Origin of the sequence: Micromonospora sp. NPDC049359, assembly GCF_044466585.1 — a bacterium.
Lineage (GTDB): Bacteria > Actinomycetota > Actinomycetes > Mycobacteriales > Micromonosporaceae > Micromonospora.
Window position 1 is genome coordinate 257,180 of sequence record NZ_JBITMW010000010.1, and the last position, 20,650, is coordinate 277,829.

Below are 20,650 nucleotides of genomic sequence, written 5' to 3' on the forward strand. Positions count from 1 at the left end.
CAGCGCCACCCGGGCGGCCGTCCGCCCGCCCCCGTCTCAGGCCACCGGAGTGGCCCGGGCAAGATTCCGATGCGCGCGGATCAACTCCGCGTAGCGCAGACCGCTCGCCTTCACCGTCCGCCGCTGGGTGGCGTAGTCGACGTGCACCAGCCCGAAGCGCTTGTCGTAGCCGTACGCCCACTCGAAGTTGTCCAGCAGCGACCACACGAAGTAGCCGTCCAGCGGCACGCCCCGGGCCACCGCCGACGCGCACGCCGCCAGGTGCTGCTCCAGGTGGTCGGTGCGCTCCTTGTCCTCGACCGTGCCGTCGGGGGTGATCTCGTCGTGCCACGCCGAGCCGCTCTCGGTGACGATGATCCGGGCCGGTCCGTACTGCTCGTGCACGTCGACGAGCAGCCGCTCCAGCCCTGCCGGGTACATCTCCCAGCCCATCGCGGTCTCCACCGAGCCGGGGACGGGCACCTGCTTCGCGTACGGCGCCGGGCCGGTCGGGTCGTCGACCACCAACTGCCGGAAGTAGTAGTTCACCCCGAGGAAGTCGGTGGGCGTCGCGATCACCGCGAGGTCGTCACCGCGTACCGGCGGCTCGACCCCGTACGTCTCGACCATGTCGGCGGGGTAGCCCCGCCCGTGGATCGGGTCCAGCCACCAGCGGTTGACGTGCCCGTCCGCCCGCCGCGCCGCCGCGACGTCCTCGGGCCGGTCGGTCGCCGGCTCGATCGGGCTGAGGTTGACGACCAGGCCCACCGAGGCGGGCCGGGCGGCGTTCGCCCGGATCGCCTGGGTGGCGAGGCCGTGCCCGAGCAGCACGTGGTGCGAGGCGCGCACCGCGCGGGTCAGGTCCCGCTCGCCGGGGGCCATGTTCCCGTCCAGATGCCCGATCCAGCACACGCAGAGCGGCTCGTTGACCGTGCACCAGTCGGCCACCCGGTCGCCCAGGCGAGAGGCCACAACCGCCGCGTAGTCGGCGAACGCCTCGGCCGTGGCGCGCTCCGGCCAACCGCCGGCGTCCTGCAGGGCCTGCGGCAGATCCCAGTGGTAGAGCGTGACGAACGGCCGGATCCCGTCGGCGAGCAGCGTGTCGACGAGCCGGTCGTAGAAGTCCAGCCCGGCGGGGTTGACCCGGCCCACACCCGCGGGCATCACCCGGGGCCAGGCCACCGAGAACCGGTACGCGTCCACGCCGAGCTGCCGCAGCAGCCCGACGTCCTCCGGCCACCGGTGGTAGTGGTCGCAGGCCACCGCCCCGGTGTCGCCGTTGTCGACGTTGCCCGGGGTCGCCGAGAAGGTGTCCCAGATGGACGGCTCCCGGCCGTCGACATCGACGGCCCCCTCGATCTGGTACGCCGCCGTGGCGACGCCCCAGAGAAAGTCGGGTGGCAGCTTGGACAGGTCCGGCACGGGAAGGCTCTCCTCTGGGTTCGGGTGGATCACTTGACGGCGCCGGCGGTGAGGCCGGCGACGAAGTACCGCTGCAGGGCCAGGAACCCGGCGACGACCGGGATGCTGACCACCAGCGACGCGGCCATGATCTGGTTCCAGTAGACGTTGAACTGGGTCGAGTAGCCCTGCAGGCCGACGGCCAGGGTGCGGCTGCCCTCGTCGGTCATCACCGAGGCGAACAGCACCTCACCCCAGGCGGTCATGAACGCGTACACGGTCACCGCGACCACGCCGGGCACGGCGGCCGGCAGGATGACCTGGAACAGCGTGCGCAACGGCCCGGCCCCGTCGACCTGCGCCGCCTCGTCCAGCCCGCGCGGGATCGAGTCGAAGTAGCCGACCAGCATCCAGATCGAGAACGGCAGCGAGAAGGTCAGGTACGTGATGACCAGGCCGGTCCGGCTGGCGTACAGCTCGATACCGGTGGCGTTGCCCAGGTTGACGTAGATGAGGAACAGCGGCAGCAGGAACAGGATGCCGGGGAACATCTGCGTGGACAGCACCGTCACGGTGAAGACGCCCCGGCCCCGGAACCGGTACCGGCTGACCGCGAACGCGGCGAAGATGGCGATCGCGACCGAGCAGACCGCCGCGAGACTCGACACCACGAGGCTGTTCACCAGGTAGCGCGCCAGCGGCACGGTGCTCCACATGTCGACGAACGGTTGCAGGGTGGGCCGGCTGGGCCACCAGGTGAACCCGTTCTGCACGTCCCGCAGCGGCTTCGCCGCGGAGGTCACCATCACGTAGAGCGGGATGACGACGAAGAGGGTGAGCAGGGTCAGCACGATGCGCCGGCCCCAGCGCTCACCGGCGGTCTCACGCATGATCGTCCCTCCGGCGGTTGGTGATCAGCAGGTACGCGGCCGAGACGACCAGCAGGAACAGCAGCAGCGCGACCGACATCGCCGAGCCCGACCCGAAGTCCCAGGTCTTGAAGGAGCTGCGGTAGATGTGGATGGAGATCAGGTCGGCCTGCGCGGGCGCGGAGCCGCCGAAGAGCACGAACGGCGTGTTGAAGTCGTTGAACGTCCACAGGAACAGCACCAGCAGCAGCACCAGGTTCACCGGCCGCAGCATGGGCAGGGTGACCGAGCGCAGCCGACGCCAGAACCCCGCGCCGTCGATCGCGGCGGCCTCGTACAGCTCGCCAGGCACGTTCTGCAGACCGGCCATCAGGCAGAGGAAGGCGAACGGCCAGTTGCGCCAGACCGACACCACCAGCAGCGACCAGAAGCTGTTGTCGCCGATCAGCCAGAACGGCCGTTCGTTCAGCAGCCCGAGTTGGTCGACGAGCACGTGGTTGACCAGGCCGGTGTCGCGCTGCAGCAGGAAGCTCCAGGTGATCACGGCGGCGTAGACCGGCAGCGCGTACGGGGTGAGGAACAGCGCCCGCAGGATGGCCCGCCCACGGAACGGCTTCTGCAGCACGACGGCCGCCGCGATGCCGAGCAGCCAGGCGAAGCCGACCGAGAGCACGCTGTAGGCCAGCGTCACCCAGAACGAGTGCAGCAGTTCCTTGCCGGCGGCGCTGTTGAAATCGAGGGTGGCCCGGTAGTTCTCCAGGCCGACGAAGGGTGCGGTGGACCAGTCGCGGATGTGGAACTGGGTCAGCTCCAGCATGCTCATCCAGACCCCGACCACCATGGGGATCACGTGGATGGCGAGTTCCAGCACGATGGCCGGCGCGAGCAGCAGGTACGGCAGGGGGGAACGGCGGGGGCCGCGCGGCCGGCGGGCGGCCCCCCGGGCGGGTGACCCGGCCCGGGGTGCGCGCCGGTCGGCGTCCGGCGCGGTGGTGCTGGTTGCCATCGGGGTCCTCTCGGAGGCGGTGGCCGTGGTCAGGCGACGAGCCCGACCACGGCCACCGGCGCTGCGTGGGTCAGCGCATCTTCTGCTGCGCGTCGGTCAGCTTCGCCTTCACCGATGCCTCGGTGACCGGCTTGCCGCTCGCCGCGTCGGCGAACAACTCCTTCATCGCGGTGCCGACCAGGGTCTCGAAGGTGCTCTCCTCGGGCACCTGCGGCAGCGGGGCCGCGGTGGTGACCAGGGTCTCCTGGATGCTCTTCTGCTCCGGAGCGCTGAACGCCGGGTCGGCGCCGGCGGTCTTCACGGCCGGCAGCGAGCCGTACGTCTTGTTGAGGATCGTCTGCTCCTCGTCGCTGGTCATGAACTTGACGAAGCTCAGCGCGCCGTCCTTGTTCTTGGTGTGCTTGAAGACGGCCATGTTGATGCCGGCCACCATGCTGTTGACCTTCTTGCCGCCGGCCGGCGGGTTGGCCAGGAACGGCACCGGGGCCACGCCGTACGCGTCGGCGGCCATGTTCTGCGTCTTGAGGTTCGAGCCGGCGGACTGCCACAGCAGCATGGCGGCCTTGCCGTTGGCGAAGTCCGAGACCGACTGGTTCTGCGCGTACTCGGCGTTGCTCGGGTTGGTGATCTTGTCAGCGGCCATGAAGTCGATGTAGCGCTTGATGGCCGAGACGTTCTGCGGGGTGTCGAAGGTCGGCTTGCCGGCCGAGTCGAACCACTCGCCGCCGTACTGCTGGCTGAAGGTGAACGCGTGGTGGGCGTTCTCCGACGGGTTGGCGCCCTCGATCGCGAGGCCCCACTTGCCACCGGTGCTGAGCTTCTTGCCGTACTCGACGACCTGCTCCCAGGTCGTCGGCGGGGCGGTGATGCCCGCGTCGGCGAACATCTTCTTGTTGTAGTACAGGCTGTACGCCATGGAGTAGAGCGGGACGGCGGCCGGCGGCTTGCCGGGCGCGCCGGCGGCGGCGAGCGCGGCGGGCACGATCCGGTCCTTGCCGCCGACGGCCTGCAGCGCGGCGTCGTCGAACTCGACGAGCGCGCCGGTGGCCTGCAGCGACGCCGACCAGGTGTTGCCGATGTTCACCACGTCCGGGCCCTTGCCCGAGGTGGCGGCGGCGAGCAGCCGGTTGAGCAGGTCCGACCAGGGGACCACCTCGACGTTGACCTTGATGCCGGTCTGCTTCTCGAACTTGTCCAGCTCGGGCTGGAGGGTGGTCTTGTCGGCCTCCAGGCTGGCGCCCTGGTTGCTGGCCCAGTAGGTGAGGGTCTTGGGCGAGGAGGCGGAGTCGTCGCCGGAGCCGCCGCAGGCGGTCAGCGATGCGGCGGCCAGTACGGCGGCAGCGAATATCCCGAGGTGTCGTCTCGACACGGTCAGCCCTTCCGGTGCGTGGTGGGGGTCCGCCGACCGTCGTCGTCGATAGGGGTGAGGCGACGGCGGTCGGCTGCGGACGGGGTTTCTCCGGACGCGCCGTCGGAGGTCCTTCGGCGTTTCCCGGGAGTTACATCACGGCTTAATGAATGTCGTCATTAAAGTGGTTGGCCGGTGGGTCGTCAAGCACGGTGCGGTTACAGTCGCCACCTACGGCCGACGGGAACGAGGTGACGAGTGGAGCTGGCGCGTGCCACCAACCGGAGCGTCCGGCTGCGCAACCGGTCCGCCCTGCTGACGAAGCTCTTCCTCGATGCCCCGCTCACCCGGCAGGACCTGGTGCGCAGCACCGGGCTGAGCCAGCCGGCGGTGAGCAACGTGGTGGCCGACCTGATCGACGAGGGCATCGTCGTCGAGGCCGGGGCCGCCGAGTCCGACGGCGGCCGACCCAGCATGCTGCTGCGGGTCGCCGCCCGGTACGCCTTCGTGATCGGCGTGGACGTCGGCGAGACCCGGGTCCGGGTCGAGCTGTTCGATTTCGCGATGACGCTGCTCGCCAGCGTCGAGTACCCGCTCGACCCGGCGCGTACCGAGCCGGACCTGGTGGCCGGGCACGTGCTGGCCGGCATCGAGGTGGTGACCGGCCGGGCCGGCGTGGCCACCGCCGACGTGCTCGGCGTCGGCATCGGCGTCTCCGGCGTGGTCGAGCAGGGCGACGAGGCCGTCGTGCACGCCCAGGCCCTCGGCTGGGACCGGGTGCCGCTGGAACGCCTCATCGGCGCCGGCACCGACCTGCCGCTGCACATCGACAACGGCGCGAAGACCCTCGGGCAGGCCGAGATGTGGTTCGGCGCCGGGCGTGGGGCCCGGCACGCCGTCTTCGCGCTGGTCGGGTCGGGCGTGGGCGCCGCCGTGGTGACCAACGGCGCCACCTACCGGGGCGCGTCCAGCAGCGCGGGGGAGTGGGGGCACACCACCCTGGTGTACGGCGGCCGGACCTGCCGGTGCGGCGCACGCGGCTGCCTCGAGGCGTACGTGGGCGCGGAGGCGATCATCGACCGTTACCGGGAGGCCCGTCGGGGACGCGCCGTTCCCGGCGAGGACGAGGAGTCCCAGCTCGCCGCGCTGGTCGCCGCCGCCGACAGCTCGGCCACCGCCCGTCGGGTGCTGGACGACACCGCCGGCTACCTGGGCGCGGGGGTGGCCAACCTGATCAACCTGTTCAACCCGGAGCGGGTGGTCCTCGGCGGGTGGGCGGCGATGGCGCTGGGCGACCTGCTGCCGGCCGTGCGCGAGGCCGCCGGCCGGCAGGCGCTGCGCCAGCCGTACGAGCAGGCGTCGATCGAACTGTGCCGCCTCGGCGTCGACGCGGTGGCCCTCGGCGCGGCCACCCTCCCGATAGCCCGCTTCCTCACCGCCGGCGGCGTCCCCCCCCACCTGACCCCCTTCGCCCGTTGATCAAGAGGTTCGCGTCATCCCGGGCGCGGTTTCTGACGCCAACCTCTTGATCAACGGGAGTCAGCTCGGGCCGGGGGACGGGGGTGGACGGGTGGGGGCGGGGTGGAATTACACAAAATCTGATTCTCGGGATAAATAACGAAGTTATAGATCGATGTCTTGACGCCGCCGCAATCTCGCCGCAACACTCCTACGAGAGCGCTCTCCTCTCCCCGCGGCGTCGCATCGGCGGCACCACCCACGGCACCACGGGCGAAGACCGACCCCACCCGCACGGCGTCCGTAACGCCCTATCGACAGGCGATGTCATGACATCTCGTGCTACATCCGTACGCCCGCGTCCCCGGCGGCGGACCGTTCGGCACCTCCTCACCGGAGTCGCGGTGGCCCTGGTGGCAGCCCTGACCCCGGCGGTGGCCACGGCGCCCGCGCAGGCCGCCCCCACCCTGCTCTCGCAGGGCCGCCCGGTGACCGCCTCGTCCACCGAGAACGCCGGCACCCCCGCCTCGGCCGCGGTCGACGGCAACACCGGCACCCGCTGGGCCAGCGCCTTCAGCGACCCGCAGTGGCTCCAGGTCGACCTCGGCGCGCGGGCCACCATCAGCCAGGTCAACCTGCTCTGGGAGGGCGCCTACGGCCGCGCCTTCCAGATCCAGACCTCCGACGACGCCGCCACCTGGACGACGATCTACTCGACCACCACCGGCGCGGGCGGCACGCAGAACCTCACCGTGACCGGCGCCGGCCGGTACGTGCGGATGTACGGCACCGCCCGGGGCACCGCCTACGGCTACTCGCTGTGGGAGTTCCAGGTCTACGGTGAGACCGGCGGCGACACGTCCACCTGCGGCAGCGCCAACGTGGCGCAGGGCAGCCCGGTGACCGCCTCGTCCACCGAGAACGCCGGCACCCCCGCCTCGGCGGCCGTCGACGGCAACACCGGCACCCGCTGGGCCAGCGCCGCCAGCGACCCGCAGTGGCTGCGCGTCGACCTGGGCAGCACCCGCACCATCTGCCGGGTCACGTTGACCTGGGAGGCCGCGTACGCCCGGGCCTTCCAGCTCCAGACCTCGGCGGACGGGTCCACCTGGACCACGATCTACTCCACCACCACGGCAACCGGTGGCACGCAGAGCCTCACCGTCACCGGCACCGGACGCTACCTGCGCGTGTACGGCACCGCCCGGGGCACCGCCTACGGCTACTCGCTGTGGGAGGTGGCGGTCAACACGACCGGCGGCGGCACCACCGAACCCCCGGTCGGCACGACCGACCCGTACAACCCCAACCTCGGCGCGAACACGTACGTCTTCGACCCGAGCACCCCGACGTCGACGATCCAGAGTCGACTGAACACCATCTTCACCCAGCAGGAGACCAACCAGTTCGGCGTGCAGCGCTACGCCGTGCTGTTCAAGCCGGGCACCTACACCGCCGACGTCAACCTCGGCTTCTTCACCCAGGTCGCCGGCCTCGGCATGAGCCCCGACGACGTCAACCTCAACGGTCACGTCCGGGCCGAGGCGACCTGGTTCGGCGGCAACGCCACCCAGAACTTCTGGCGGTCCGCGGAGAACCTCTCGGTGACCCTGCCGTCCGGAGTCAGCGTGGAGCGGTGGGCGGTGTCGCAGGCCGCGCCGTACCGGCGGATGCACCTGCGCGGCGCGCAGAACCAGATCCAGCTCTGGAACGGCGGCGACGGCTGGTCCAGCGGCGGCCTGCTGGCCGACACCCGCATCGACGGCCTGGTCGTCTCCGGATCGCAGCAGCAGTGGTACTCGCGTAACAGCGAGTTCGGCAACGGCTGGACCGGCTCGGTGTGGAACATGGTCTTCCAGGGCGTCAACGGCGCTCCGCCGCCGAGCTTCCCCAACCCGTCCCACACCGTCATCGCGCAGACCCCGCAGGTCCGCGAGAAGCCGTTCCTCTACGTGACGGGCAGCGGCGAGTACCGGGTCTTCGTGCCCGCGGTGCGCACCAACTCCACCGGCACGAGCTGGTACAACAAGACCCCGGCCGGCTCGTCGATCTCGCTGTCGCAGTTCTTCGTCGTCCAGCCCGGCACCAGCGCGGCCACCATCAACGCCGCCCTCGCCCAGGGCAAGCACCTGCTCTTCACCCCGGGCGTGCACCACGTCACCGAGCCGATCCAGGTCAACCGGGCCGACACGGTCATCCTCGGCCTCGGCCTGGCCACCATCCAGGCCGACAACGGCAGCGTCGGGATGCGCGTCGCCGACGTGGACGGCGTGAAGGTCGCCGGCATCATGTTCGAGGCCGGCACCACCAACTCGCCGGTGCTGATGGAGGTCGGCCCGTCGGGCTCGTCGGCGAGCCACGCCGGCAACCCGACCTCGCTGCACGACGTGTTCTTCCGCATCGGCGGTCCGCTCGTCGGCAAGGCCACCAACACGCTGACCGTCAACAGCGACAACGTGATCGGTGACCACATGTGGCTGTGGCGGGCCGACCACGCCGCCCAGGGCGTGCCCACCGGGTGGACGCTGAACACCGCCGACACCGGGCTCACCGTCAACGGCGACGACGTCACCATGTACGGCCTCTTCGTCGAGCACTACCAGAAGTACCAGACCATCTGGAACGGCAACGGTGGGCGGACGTACTTCTACCAGAACGAACTGCCGTACGACGTGCCGAACCAGGCGGCCTGGATGAACGGGTCCACCCGGGGCTACGCCGCCTACAAGGTGGCCGACTCGGTGACCAGCCACCAGGCGTTCGGGCTGGGCAGCTACAGCTACTTCAACGTCAACCCCGCCGTGGTCGAGGAGCACTCCTTCGAGGTGCCGGTCAACTCGAACGTGCGCTTCACCAACATGGTCACCGTCTCGCTCGGTGGCGTCGGCACCATCAACCGGGTGATCAACAACGCCGGTGGCACCGCGAACGCCGCCAACCAGACGGTGTACCTGACGAACTACCCCTGACCGGGACGCCCGCGCCGGCCCGGTCGACTCATCTGACCGGGCCGGCGCGGGTCGTACCCAGGGCCGAGGCCGGCCCGGTCCCGCCGAAGACCGGGCCGGCCACGGTCGTCTCCGCGTACGCCACCTCGTCGGCCACCCGAAAGCGTCGGGCATACGACTCTCCGCGCGCCCGCGCTGATGATCGCGGCTCGGGTGGGCTGGCATCGACGGTCTTATACTGTGCCTACCGGTCGTGGAACCCGTAAGCGGAGGCGGGCGTGCCACTTTTCTTCCTGAGCTACGCCCAAGAGGACAACCGCAACGGTCAGATCCAGAAGTTCTTCGGCGATCTCAGTGACGCGGTGGCCGGGCTGGCCGCCGTCCGCTGGGACGAGGCGGGCTTCATCGACGGGCAGATCCTGCTCGGCAGCACGTGGACGGACACGCTGTCCGATGCGTTGTCCACCAGCGCCTGTCTGATCGCGCTCACCTCGCCCCGGTACGTCGTCAGCGACTACTGCGGTCGGGAGTTCCGGGTCTTCGCCGACCGGATCGACGAGCACGAGCGGCTGTTCAAGGTCCGTCCACCCGCGATCGTGCCGGTCCAGTGGATCCCGTGCGACAAGCTGCCCGCGGCGGTCGCCGGCTACCAGTACCGCAACTTCCCGACCGGCACCGCGTACGCGCAGGACGGCCTGCTCACCCTCAAGCAGCGCAAACGGCACGAGGACGACTACGAGGACTTCGTCGACGCGCTCGCCAAGCACATCGTGCAGACCGCCCGGGACCACCAGCTCCAGCGGCCCGCGCAGCGCCCGGTGCTGTCCAAGGTGACGAGCGCCTTCGACCTGCCGCCACGGCCGCAGGCGCACCACGGCGCCGCCGTGACGACGGCGGTGCAGCGGGCCACCAGCGCACGGCACGTGCACATCGTCCTGGTCGCCGGCAGCTCCGCCGAGGTCGCCGGCAGTCGCCCCGGAGCCGAGGACCGGTACGGCGCGATCTCCCGGGACTGGCGTCCGTACCAGCCCGAGTTGGAGGTGCCCATCGGCAGCTGGGCCGGGGCCATCGCCACCACCAAGAGTTACGGCTGGACGGTGGAGGACGCCGAGGAGTTGGCGGCGGTGCGGGAGTGGGCGCTGGCGCACAACCAGATCGTCGTGCTGGTGGTCGACGTCTGGTCCGCCGACCTGCCGCGCTACCGGCAGAGCCTGATGCGTCACGACCGCGAGGTGACCGGGCCGCGTGCGCCGGTGCTGGTGCCGTGGACGGCGGCCGACGACGCCGCCGCCGGTGGCAACCGCAAGATGTGGGACACCCTGGCCCGGGTGCTCCCGTACCACGTGCTGCACAGCACCCGCGACGTGTGGCGCACCGAGATCGCGACCTGCGCGCGCTTCCAGGAGGAGTTGGAGGACGTGCTGGTCGTCGAACAGGGCCGGATCTACCGTACGGGCACCGTCTACCAGGAGCCGCCCACCGACGGCCCCGGTACCCGCCCGATCCTCGAAGGTCCCTAGGGGAGACACGTCATGGCGCTGAACGAGACGGCACGCGGCCAGATCGTGACCTTCTACTCGTACAAGGGTGGCACCGGTCGCACGATGGCGCTGGCCAACGTGGCCTGGATCCTCGCGAGTCAGGGCCTGCAGGTGCTGGTCGTCGACTGGGACCTGGAGTCTCCGGGTCTGCACCGCTACTTCCACCCGTTCCTGCGGGACAAGGAGCTGCGGGCCACCCCGGGCGTCATCGAGATGATCTGGGATTACTCGATCGCCACGATGCAGCGCAACCGGGACGAGGACTCCCAGGAACTTCTCACCGGCCACGCCAAGATCCAACGTCGTGCGGTCTCGCTGAACTGGGACTTCAGCCACGGCGGCGTGATCGACTTCGTGGCCGCCGGCCAGCAGGACTCGGCGTACTCCCGGTTGGTGAGCTCCTTCGACTGGGCCAACTTCTACGAGCGCCAGGGCGGCGCGTCGTTCATCGACGCGGTCCGGGCGCAGATGCGCGCCGAGTACGACGTGGTGCTGATCGACAGCCGCACCGGCCTCAGTGACGTGGCCGGCATCTGCACCGTGCAACTGCCCGACCTGGTGGTCAACTGCTTCACCATGTCCACCCAGAGCATCCGGGGAGCGGCGGCGGTGGCCCGCTCGATCCGCAGCCAGCGCCCGGACGACCCGCCGCTGCTGCTGCCGGTGCCGATGCGCGTCGAGGACGCCGAGCTGCGCAAGCTGGAGACCGGGCGTGACCTGGTACGGACCGAGTTCGCCCCGTTCCTCGACCACCTCTCGGAGGCGGCGGCCGCCCGCTACTGGAACACCATCGAGGTGCCCTACCGCACCTTCTACGCCTACGAGGAGATCCTCGCCGCGTTCGGTGACCGGCCCGAGCAGGTCGGCACCCTGCTGGCCGCGTACGAGCAACTCGCCTCGGTGATCACCGACGGGCGCGTCACCCAGTTGCACCCGATCGGCGAGGCGGACCGACGCCGTTCGCTGACCGAATTCGAGCGCAGCCGGCTCACCGCCGAGCAGGCCGTGCTGCTCAGCTACGCCTCGGCAGACCGGCTCTGGGCCGAGTGGATCACCGACCAGTTGGAGGACGCCGGGCTGCGGGTGGATCGTCGCGCGCTGGACGTGCCGGTGCTCTCCGGCGGGCGGGCCGAGTTCGACCGGGCCGTCAGCGGCGCGAGCCGGGTGCTGGCCGTCCTCACCCGGCACTACGCCAGCACGCCCCTCGCCGGCGAGGTGTGGAAGAACGCCACCGGCCGGGACCAGCTCGGCGGCGCGGGCGTGCTGGTGCCGCTGCGCGTCGACGAGTCGCGGCTGACGATGCCGTACAGCGACCACAGCCCGGTGGACCTCACCGACGTCGACCCGTCCACCGCGCGAACCCGCCTACTGGATGCCGCCGGCGGGACGACCGCCATGGCCGGCGGTCGCGCGGTCGGCCGTTTCCCCGGCCCGTTCCCGGCGATCTCCAACGTCCGCCAACACGGCACCCCGTTCGTCGGTCGCGCCGCCCAACTCGAAGCGCTACGCGACCGGCTCACCACCTCGCCGGACTCGACCATCCAGGTCGTGCACGGCCTCGGCGGTGTGGGCAAGACCCAGCTCGCCGCCGAGTACGCGCTGCGCTTCGGCCGCGGGTACGACCTGGTCTGGTGGATCCCGGCGGACAGCGAGGACCGCATCCGCGGCGGCCTCGGCGACCTCGGGCAGGCGATGGGGCTGGGCACCGGCGGTGGCGCCGAGGCGGCCCGACGGGTGCTCGACGCGCTGCGCCGCGCCGGGCCCGACCAGCGCTGGCTGATCATCCTGGACAACGTCGACAAGCCCACCCACGCCACCCGCGCGCTACTGCCGCAGGGCCCCGGCCACGTCCTGCTCACGACCCGCGACCAGAGCTGGAGCGAGTACGCCACCGCGACCGAGCTGACCGTCTTCGACCGCGCCGAGAGCGTCCAACTGCTGCGGGACCGGGTTCGCGGACTCAGTGAGGCCGAGGCCACCCAGGTGGCCGAGAAGCTCGGCGACCTGCCGCTCGCGGTCGAGCAGGGCGCCGCGTACCTGCGGGCCAGCGCCATGCAGGTCGAGAAGTACCTGAACTCGCTGGACACGCCCGGCCTGCTGCGCATCCTCGACGGCCGGCAGTCCGCCGGCTACTCCAAGGCGCTCGCCGCCACCTGGCTGTTCACCCTCGGCCAGTTGCGCGAGGAGAAGCCGGCCGCCGCCCGGCTGCTGGAGCTGTGCTCGTTCTACGCGCCGGAGCCGATCCCGGTCGCCATGCTCACCGGTGACCGCTTCGCCAGCTTCATGGCGCCGATCGATCCGACGCTCACCGACCCGATCCTGCAGGGCCTGGTGACCGCCGAGTTGGGCCGCTACGGCCTGGCCCAGGTCGACGCCGAGAACAACACGGTACGGATCCACCGGCTGGTCCAGTTGGTCATCCAGGACCAGCTCAGCGATCCCGACGAGGCCCGCCGGCAGGCCCAACTGCTGCTCGCCGCCGCCAACCCCCGCGACCCCGACAAGCCGGTCAACTGGCCCGAGTACGCCGAGCTGTGGCCGCACGTACGCCCCAGCGGCCTGCACCTGTCCACCCTGGACGAGGCGCGTCAGCTCGTCGTGGACATCGTGCGCTACCTCTACCGTCGGGGCGACTACGACAGCAGCCGCACCCTCGCCGAGGATGCGCTGACCGGGTGGCGCGACACCGACGAGGACGACCCCACCCGGCTGCGCATGCGCTTTCACCTGGCGAACGTGCTGCGCGCGCAGAGCAACTTCGACGGGGCGTACGAGATCGACCGGGACGTCTACGAGCGGCAGCGGCGGATCTTCGGCGAGGATCACCTCTACACCCTGATGACGGCCCGCAGCGTCGGCGCGGACCTGCGCGCCCAGGGGCTCTACCACGAGGCCGAGGCGCAGGACCGGCGCACGCTGGAGTTGAGCGTGCGCAGCTTCGGCGACGACAGCGGCCGTACGCTGATCGCCGAGAACAACCTCGCCGTGTCGCTGCGGCTGGTCGGTGACTTCCGTAACGCGGCCGCGCTCGACCAGCACATCCACGAGCGACGGCGGGACCGTTTCGGCGAGGAGGACCCGTCCACCCTGGCCTCGGCCAGCAACTACGGGCGCGGCCTGCGCGACACCGGCGAGCTGTGGCGGTCGCACAGCGTCCTGCAACGCGCGTACACCAGCCAGCAGAAGGTGAACGGACCGGACCATCCGGAGACCCTGCGGACTGCCAAGGAGTTGGCGCTCACGCTGCGTCAGCTCGGCCGCTTCACCGACGCGCACCGGCTGATCGAGCGGACGGTGGTCCGCTACCAGCGCACCCTCGGCGCCGAGCACGCCGACACCCTCTCGGCCGAGATGGCCCTCGCCACGACCTGGTCGGCGGTGGGTGACAACCAGACCGCCCTACGGTTGGCACGCCGCCTGAGCATCAGCTACAACGCTGTGCTCGGCGACTCGCACGCCATCAGCCTGGCCTGCCTCAACAACCTCGGCGTGCTGCTGCGCAAGCAGGGCGACCACGCCCAGGCCCGGGAGCTGTCCCAGCGGGTCCGCGACCAGTTGCTGGCCAACCTCGGCGAGCGGCACCCGCACACCCTGCTGGCCACCCTCAACCTGGCCAACGACCTGTTCGCCCTCGGTGACCGGGAGAGCGCGTTGCTGCTGGACACCACCGCGTACGTGGAGCTGACCCGGGCGTTCGGCGCCGAGCACCCGGACACCCTCTCGGCGTCGGTCAACCTCGCGTTGAGCCGCCAGGGCACTGAGAGCGAGGCGGACGCCGGCCGGGCGCTCTACGACGAGGCGTTCGGGCAACTCGTGCAGCTCTTCGGCGGCGACAATCCCCGGGTGGTGCAGGCCCGCCAGCGGGAACGCTCCAACGCCTACATCGAACCGGCGCTGCTCTAGGTCCTGTTTCAAGGCGCGGTCGGTCAGGTGGCCGCCGCCAGCCACGCGGCGAGGGCGAGCGGGTCGGCGTCCACGAGGCTCTGGCTGAGCGCCCGCACCACCTCGGGCCGGCGGGTCAGCATCCGTGCCGCCGCCGGTTGCCCGGTGCGGTGGGCGGCCAGGGCGAGTCCCACCCAGGCGTCGACATCGCCGGAGTCGGCCGCGAGCCGTCGCCGGTACCCGGCCAACGCGTCCTCGCAGTTGCCCGCCGCGTACGCCTGGTCGCTCGGGCTCGACCGGTGCGGCCCGCCGCCGCCCAGGAGCCGGTGGCGGACGGCGGCCTCGGGGCCACTGGCCACGGTGAGAGCGGGCCGGGCCGGGGCCGGGACGACCGTCGACGGTGAGCCGTCGAGAGCCGGTGGCACGCCGTGTCGCCACGCGCGCGCCAAGCGGGCCACCCCGTCCGGGTCGGGCCGCAGGTTGGCCAGGCCCCAGCGCACCGCGCCGGCGTCCGCGACGTCCCGCGCGGCGGCCTCGACCGGGCCGTCGAGCGGGTCACGCCAGCCGTGCAACGTGCGGGCCATGTCGGTCACGAACGACCGGCCGACCGCGGTCAGCTCGGTCGCCCCGGCGAGCTGCCGGACCGCGCGGACGGTCTGCTCCCGCCAGTACGCGTACTCGAACGCGGCGGCGCTGCCCTCGTGCCGGCGCTGCCGCCACACCTCGGCCACCCCGAGGTGGGCGTACGCGCCCTGGAGCAGCGCGCCGACCGGGCGCGGGTCCAGCCGCCACGGCGCCCGGTAGCGCGCCGGCCCACCCTCGCTGTGCAGCGGGACGAGGTCGAGGAGCGCGCCGAGTTTCGTGTGCTGCGCCTCGTGCACGAGCAGCAACGCGAGGGTCTGCGCGTCGGCCGGCACGGAGAGCGCGATGGCCCCCAGCGCGTCCCTGCTGGTGGCGCTCACCGGGTTGCCCGAGGGCGGCGGACGCAGCGGCACGAGCGAGCGCAGCAGCCCGGCCAGCGCGTCGACGTGCGCCGGAAGGTGCTCGCGCAGCCACTGCCCGGCCCCGGCGGCGAGACGGTCCAGCCGGGCCGCCCCCGCGTCGTCCAGCCGTGGCGCGGACGGCCGGTGGTAGCAGTCGCGCCACGGGTCCTGGTCGTCGACGAGCACCCCGGCCGCGTCTAACGGCACGGTCCGGCGTGCCGGCTGCCACTCGATCCCGCCGTCGCCCGCGTCCAGCAGCCGACCGGCGCGGGCGTCGACGCACACTCCGCCGTCGTCCGCGCCGCCGTCGATCCGCAGCGTGCCGGTCGCGCCGCGCAGTCGGATCGCGCCATCGGCGTGCAGGCCCGTCGCCGCCCCGACGGTCGGCAGCGGCAGCACACCGTCGGCCGGGCGGGGCAGCGTCAGCGTGAACGTCAGGCCGGCGCGGACCGCCGCCGCCGTGGCGAGCGTCGCCAGATAGGTGGGGCCCGCCGCGCCGTCGAGCGCGGCGCGGGCCCAACCGGTCACCGGTGGATGGGCCAGCACCGCGGCGACCGTCGCCGGTTCGGCGTGCTCGGCCCGGGTGAGCAGCTCCAGACTCTGCCGCACCAGCGGCTGGTCGCGGCAGGCGCGGGCCGCGGCCACGGTCAGCAGCCGGCGGCGACCGAGCTGCCCGCCGCGCAACACGGCGATGGTGTCGGCGTCACCGTGGCCGGCGGCCAGCCCGGCGAGTTGTCTCGCCGTCAACGGGCCCGTCACGGGCGTACCGCCGGCACGCTCCGATCGCGCAGCGCCGCCAGGTCGGCGGTCACCCTCTCCTGCACGTGCCGGATCAGCCGGAACAGGTCGGCACAGTAGACCGAGGGGTGGGTGAAGCCGTCGCCGTCGCGGAACCGGTGCGCGTACAGGCCGCCGCCGCAGACGCCGACGACCGGGCAGGCCCGGCAGGCCGGGGCGAGCGCCGCGATCCCGGTGGGACGCCCCGCCAGCGACGGGTGCCGCAGCGCGTCGTCGAAGCTGTGCCGGAAGACGTCGAAGCCGGTCCGCATCGCCGCGGCGCTGGTGGTCTTGAGCGTGTCGGTGCCCTCGATGGTGCCGTCGGTCTCGATCGTCATGACATCCGGATCGGTGACGCCCAGCGCCTGCGTGCCGCTGCGACCGCCCAGCAGCAGCGCGATCAGCGACTCGAAGAGTCGGATGCCGGTCCGCCGGGGCCGCTCGGCGTACCAGCGGTCAAAGACGGCGATCAGCCAGTCCGCGTACGGGGTGGCGGGGTCGTCGGGGTGACGCCCGGGTGGGGGAGCGCTCCAGTTGCCGTGCGGGAGCAGCAGGTCCAGCCGGGGCGGGTCGAACTCCCGCAGGCCCTCGTAGACGGTGACCGGATCGTTGGCCAGGTCCACGGTGCACAGCAGACCGGCGTAGCGGGCGCGGTGTTCGGGTCGGGCCAGCAGGCGCAGCGCCCTGGCCACCTCGGCGTAGCTGCCGCGCCCATCGGCGTGACGGCGGTGACGGTCGTTGGCCGTACGGTCACCGTCCACGCTCACGCCGACGTCGATGCCGTGCGTGTGGCACAGGTCGAGCGCCGCCTCGTCGAGCAGCAGCCCGTTGGTCTGCATCGCGACATCGAGCGTGACCCCGGTGGGCAGCGCGGCCCGCAGCGTGCGGACCGTCCGGTCGAGCACGGCGAGACCGGCGAGCAGCGGCTCACCGCCGTGCAGCACCACCCGGACGCGGTCGGCGCCGTGCCGGGCCAGATGGGCGGCGAGCCGGTCGGCGACCCGGCTCACGGTCCCGGGGGCCATGATCCGGGGCCGGGACCGCCAGTCCTGGTCGGCGTGGCGGTAGACGTAGCAGTAGTCGCAGGCCAGGTTGCACCGCGAGTGGACCTTCAGCACCACCTGCCGGATGTGCGGCGTGGCCACGGCAGGGCGGTCTCGGGTGGCCGACGGCGGGGCGTCGGCCGGCACGGTCAGAAGCTCGACTCGAAGGCCGACACGTCGCCGGGCCGAGCCGGCTCGCCCTCGGCGGCCAGCGCGCCCAGCACGTGCGCCAGGACGCCGTCACCGGCACCGGCCAACAGGTCCGCCAGGGGTACGTCGCCGAGCTGCACCAGCGCGGTGCCGACAGCGTGCGGGATGGGCGGCTGGTCGTGGTCAGCCACGGTGGACCGTCCTTCGCTCGAAGACCGGCACCTGAGTCACCGCTGCGCTCACTCCGCCTTTCTACACCATCGCAGCCGACCCGCGAGGGCGCGACACCGTACCCCGTACGCGCTGGCCACCGTGCCGTTACCTGGCGTACCGCCACGGCCCGTCGGCGTCGGCGGGCCGATACCGATCCGATCGGCCTGTCGATGTGGGCGGTCGCCGTTCGTGTGGAAGATGAGGGGTCGACGTCACGTCGACCCACCGCTCGCGAGGAGGAACGATGGCGCTCTATCTGCTCAGCATGCACCAGCCCAACGGCGGGACACCGGAGCCGGAGTTCCTGGCCCAGGTCATGCGCGAGGTCGGTGAGCTGCGGGACGAGCTCGTCGCGGACGGGTCGTGGGTGTTCGGTCAGGGCCTGCACGGGCCGGAGACCGCCACCGTGCTGCGTCCCCGCGACGGCGACGTTCTGGTCACCGACGGACCGTTCGTGGAGGGCAAGGAGCACCTGGGCGGGGTCACCATCATCGACGTTCCGGACCTGGACGCGGCTCTGCGCTGGGGCCGCCGTTACGCGCTGGCCACCACCTTGCCGATCGAGGTCCGCCCCTTCCGGTCCGCCGCCGGAGGGTGACCGTGCCCGACGTGGAGGCGGTGTTCCGCGCCGAGTACGGCCGCGCGGTCGCCGTCCTGGTGCGCCTCCTCGGCGACATCGACCTCGCCGAGGAGGCCGTGCAGGACGCCTTCACGATCGCGCTGCGGCGGTGGCCGACCAGCGGCCCACCAGCCAGCCCGGCCGGTTGGGTCATCACCACCGCCCGTAACCAGGCCATCGACCGGTTGCGTCGGGAGGCGACCCGCGCCGAGCGGCATGCCCAGGCGGCCCTGCTGTACGCCCCCGACCCACCCGCCGAGGAGGGGCCCGTGCGCGACGACCAGCTCCGTCTGATCTTCACCTGCTGTCATCCGGCGCTCGCGCCGGCCACCCGGGTCGCGCTCACCCTGCGTCTGCTCGGTGGCCTGCGGACCGCCGAGATCGCCCGCGCGTTCCTGGTGCCGGAGGCGACCATGGCGCAGCGGTTGGTCCGCGCCAAGTCGAAGATCCGCCACGCGCGCATCCCGTACCGGGTGCCGAGCGACGCCGACCTGCCCGACCGGCTGCACGGCGTCCTCGCGGTGCTGTACCTGATCTTCAACGAGGGTTACACGGCCAGCACCGGCCCGCACCTGGTCCGCGCCGACCTGTGCGCCGAGGCGATCCGGCTGGCCCGGCTGCTCGTCGAGCTGATGCCGGACGAGCCGGAGGCGCTGGGATTGCTCGCGCTGATGCTGCTCACCGAATCCCGCCGAGTCGCCCGCACCACCGCCGGCGGTGACCTCGTGCCGCTGCCCGAGCAGGACCGGAGCCGGTGGGACGCCGCGTTCGTCGCCGAGGGGCAGGCGCTGGTGCGCCGCTGCCTGCGCCGCGGCCGGCCGGGGCCGTACCAGATCCAGGCCGCGATCGCCGCCGTGCACAGCGTCGCGCCCCGCGCCGCCGACACCGACTGGGGACAGGTCCTCACGCTGTACGACCAGCTCACGGTCGTCGCCCCGGGCCCGGTGGTGGCGCTGAACCGGGCCGTCGCGCTCGCCGAGGTCGCCGGCGCGGCCGTGGCGCTGAACGAGGTGGACCGGCTCGACCTGCCCGGATACCACGTGCGGCACGTGGTCCGCGCCGACCTGCTGGCCCGGCTCGGCCGCGACGCCGAGGCTGTCGAGGCGTACCGGACGGCCGTGGCGTTGACGGACAACGCGGCCGAACGGGCCTTCCTCACCGCGCGGGCGGCGGCGCTGGCTGCGGGCTGACCGCGCGTTTGCCGACCGCCCGCGCCGGGAAACCGAGCCGCCCGCCGGCCCGGCTGCCCGCCCGTGGCCGCAGCAGTGGATGGAGGCGGAGATGGCGTACCGACCGGCGACCGTCGACGCCGTTGCCGACCTCGGCACCCTCACCCTCGGCGTCGAGGAGGAGTTCCTGCTGCTCGACCCGGCCAGCGGCGGCAACCTGGCGGTCGCCGACGAGGTGCGGGCCGCCCTGCGCGGCCCGGCCCGCGACCAGAGCCGCCAGGAGTTCCGGCACAGCATGGTCGAGATGGTCACCCCGGTCTGCGCCGACCTCGACGAACTCCGTACCCACCTGGTGGCGCTGCGGCGATCGGCCGTCGAGGCCGCCGCCCAAGCCGGGGCCCGGCTCGTCGCCGTCGGCGCGACACCGGTGGCCGAGCCGCACCGGACGGTGCCCGACGAGCCGCGCTACCACGCCATGTCGCGCCGGTACGGGCCGGTGGCACACGATCCGGCCGTCTGCGGGTGTCACGTGCACGTCGGGCTGCCGGACCGGGAACTGGCCGTGCAGGTCTGCAACCACCTGCGGGTGTGGCTGCCGGTGGTGCAGGCCCTCACCACCAACTCGCCGCTGCACGACGGGTACGACACCGGCCACGCCAGTTGGCGGTCGATGCAGTTGGAACGCTGGCCCAGCATCGGCCCCACCCCGTACTTCGAGTCGGTCACCGACTACGACCGCACGGTCGACGAGCTGATCGCCGCCGGCGTCATGCTGGACGCCGCGATGGTGTACTGGTACGCCCGGCCGTCGTCGGCGTACCCGACCGTCGAGGTGCGCGTCGGCGACGTCTGTCCGACGGTGGACGACGCGGTGCTGGTCGCCGCCCTGGTCCGCAGCCTGGTCGCGACGCTCGCCGACGACGTACGCGCCGGTGTGCCCGCCCCGGGAGTGCGCGACTGCCTCGTCGCCGCGGCGCACTGGCGGGCCGCCCACGACGGCCTCGACGGCGAGCTGATCGATCTGCGGGCCGGCGGCGCCCGCCCGGCCTGGGACCTGGTCGACGACCTGATGGCGACGATCGCCCCGGCGCTGCTGCGGCACGGCGACCTCGGCTACGTCCTGGCCCAACTGGCCCGGCTGCGCCGCGACGGCACCGGCGCGACCCGACAGCGCCGGGTGCTCGACGACACTGGCGACCTGCGTGCCGTCATCGACGACCTCGCCGCCCAGACCGCCGCCGCCTGACGGGCCGGGCCGCTCCCG

Annotated in this window: 14 protein-coding genes; 7 read left to right on the forward strand and 7 right to left on the reverse strand. The window is 72.2% G+C overall.

Annotation, left to right across the window (positions count from 1 at the left end):
- Window positions 1-36: 36 nt before the first annotated feature.
- The 4 genes from ACIBTX_RS23350 to ACIBTX_RS23365 form a co-directional block, all read right to left on the reverse strand.
- On the reverse strand, window positions 37-1,401 hold the full coding sequence (locus ACIBTX_RS23350; protein WP_357118084.1) for a GH1 family beta-glucosidase: 1,365 nt from the start codon (window positions 1,399-1,401) through the stop codon (window positions 37-39).
- A 29-nt stretch (window positions 1,402-1,430) separates the two neighbouring features.
- Window positions 1,431-2,270 carry a carbohydrate ABC transporter permease gene (locus ACIBTX_RS23355; RefSeq protein ID WP_357118087.1) on the reverse strand — a complete coding sequence of 280 codons (840 nt, stop codon included), beginning with the start codon at window positions 2,268-2,270 and terminating at the stop codon, window positions 1,431-1,433.
- The gene (locus ACIBTX_RS23360) at window positions 2,263-3,255 is read right to left on the reverse strand and encodes a sugar ABC transporter permease (protein ID WP_357118090.1); all 993 of its coding nucleotides are present in this window, start codon (window positions 3,253-3,255) and stop codon (window positions 2,263-2,265) included. Before ACIBTX_RS23360 ends, ACIBTX_RS23355 begins: the two co-directional genes overlap by 8 nt.
- Window positions 3,256-3,325: 70 nt before the next feature.
- Entirely contained in the window at window positions 3,326-4,624 is a 1,299-nt protein-coding gene (locus tag ACIBTX_RS23365) for a sugar ABC transporter substrate-binding protein (RefSeq protein WP_357118093.1), read from the reverse strand.
- Between the two features lie 237 nt (window positions 4,625-4,861).
- Here ACIBTX_RS23365 and ACIBTX_RS23370 point away from each other — a divergent pair, with 237 nt between their 5' ends.
- From ACIBTX_RS23370 to fxsT, 4 genes are all read left to right on the forward strand, one after another.
- Entirely contained in the window at window positions 4,862-6,082 is a 1,221-nt protein-coding gene (locus ACIBTX_RS23370) for an ROK family transcriptional regulator (RefSeq protein ID WP_357398450.1), read from the forward strand.
- Between the two features lie 308 nt (window positions 6,083-6,390).
- Window positions 6,391-9,030, forward strand: a complete 2,640-nt coding sequence (locus ACIBTX_RS23375; RefSeq protein WP_357169770.1) for a discoidin domain-containing protein — start codon at window positions 6,391-6,393, stop codon at window positions 9,028-9,030.
- Between the two features lie 257 nt (window positions 9,031-9,287).
- Window positions 9,288-10,529 (forward strand): TIR-like protein FxsC, encoded by a 1,242-nt coding sequence (locus ACIBTX_RS23380; protein WP_357169774.1) that lies wholly within the window; start codon window positions 9,288-9,290, stop codon window positions 10,527-10,529.
- Window positions 10,530-10,541: 12 nt separating this feature from the next.
- Window positions 10,542-14,453 carry an FxSxx-COOH system tetratricopeptide repeat protein gene (fxsT, locus tag ACIBTX_RS23385; protein ID WP_396833008.1) on the forward strand — a complete coding sequence of 1,304 codons (3,912 nt, stop codon included), beginning with the start codon at window positions 10,542-10,544 and terminating at the stop codon, window positions 14,451-14,453.
- Between the two features lie 23 nt (window positions 14,454-14,476).
- Here fxsT and ACIBTX_RS23390 read toward each other — a convergent pair whose 3' ends face one another.
- From ACIBTX_RS23390 to fxsA, 3 genes are read right to left on the reverse strand one after another with little or no spacing between them, the layout of a single operon-like run.
- Complete coding sequence (locus tag ACIBTX_RS23390) at window positions 14,477-16,174, reverse strand: aKG-HExxH-type peptide beta-hydroxylase (protein WP_396833009.1); 1,698 nt, start codon at window positions 16,172-16,174, stop codon at window positions 14,477-14,479.
- Window positions 16,171-17,382, reverse strand: coding sequence for an FxsB family cyclophane-forming radical SAM/SPASM peptide maturase (locus ACIBTX_RS23395; protein ID WP_357118111.1), 1,212 nt, complete (start codon window positions 17,380-17,382; stop codon window positions 16,171-16,173). Before ACIBTX_RS23395 ends, ACIBTX_RS23390 begins: the two co-directional genes overlap by 4 nt.
- A 2-nt stretch (window positions 17,383-17,384) precedes the next feature.
- Window positions 17,385-17,576 (reverse strand): FxSxx-COOH cyclophane-containing RiPP peptide, encoded by a 192-nt coding sequence (fxsA, locus tag ACIBTX_RS23400; RefSeq protein ID WP_396833010.1) that lies wholly within the window; start codon window positions 17,574-17,576, stop codon window positions 17,385-17,387.
- A 266-nt stretch (window positions 17,577-17,842) separates the two neighbouring features.
- On the opposite strand from fxsA, the gene ACIBTX_RS23405 reads away from it, so the two are divergent.
- From ACIBTX_RS23405 to ACIBTX_RS23415, 3 genes are all read left to right on the forward strand, one after another.
- Window positions 17,843-18,196, forward strand: coding sequence for a YciI family protein (locus tag ACIBTX_RS23405; protein ID WP_357118117.1), 354 nt, complete (start codon window positions 17,843-17,845; stop codon window positions 18,194-18,196).
- Window positions 18,197-18,198: 2 nt separating this feature from the next.
- Entirely contained in the window at window positions 18,199-19,407 is a 1,209-nt protein-coding gene (locus ACIBTX_RS23410; RefSeq protein ID WP_396833011.1) for an RNA polymerase sigma factor, read from the forward strand.
- A gap of 91 nt (window positions 19,408-19,498) precedes the next feature.
- Entirely contained in the window at window positions 19,499-20,632 is a 1,134-nt protein-coding gene (locus tag ACIBTX_RS23415) for a glutamate--cysteine ligase (RefSeq protein WP_396833012.1), read from the forward strand.
- Window positions 20,633-20,650: the final 18 nt, after the last annotated feature.